The sequence below is a fragment of the Peribacillus sp. CSMR9 genome (genome assembly GCF_033141925.1).
Classification (GTDB): Bacteria; Bacillota; Bacilli; order Bacillales; family DSM-1321; genus Peribacillus; species Peribacillus simplex_A.
The window spans coordinates 1-689 of sequence record NZ_JAOPHO010000224.1; the positions used below are offsets into that span (position 1 = coordinate 1).

The 689-nt window shown below is 37.6% G+C and carries 1 protein-coding gene; it reads right to left on the reverse strand.

Annotated features, from left to right (window positions below; all coding sequences use genetic code 11):
• The coding region (locus N9I19_RS25025) for an IS3 family transposase (protein ID WP_317779374.1) at positions 1-689 on the reverse strand (689 nt) is incomplete at both ends.

Below are 689 nucleotides of genomic sequence, written 5' to 3' on the forward strand. Positions count from 1 at the left end.
ACCGAGTTCTTTTACCTGTCTTTCGTATGATTTCGTCGTATATTGAAATCCTTGATCAGAATGGAGAAGGGCATCCTTTCCAAATGATTTGTCCCTTAACTGATTCAACGTATTATGAACCAATTCAAGATCGTTTCTAGTTGAAACTTCCCATGCCACAATTTCATTATTATACAAATCTAAAACGGCAGATAGGTAGACAAACGTGTCTCCAATCCTTACATAGGTTATATCTGTTACTAACTTTTGTAATATGGACTCTGCATAGAACTCACGATTTAAAATATTCTTATATACAACCGATCCTCTTCGACCATAGAAAGGGCGTTTCTTTCGAATAACAGATGTAACCCTCAATTCTCTCATCAAACGACGAACACGCTTATGATTGACAACGATTCCCTCTCTGAATAAAGCTCGAGTCATCCGTTTGTATCCGTAGTATGGATGTATCTTATGAATGGCTAATATATGTTCTTTTATCCAAAGGTTTTTCTGAAGTCTCAGTGAACGTCTAGACTGAGTCTTCCGCCATTTGTAATAACCCGCTCTTGAAACTTCACCAATTTTTAATAGCCACGCGAGTGGGTGTGTTTTCCTCAAATCATCAATTACTTGAAACCTTTCGGATTTTAGGACCATTCCTTCCCATGTAGATTTGGATTGCGCTTTTTTAAATAGTCCACCTG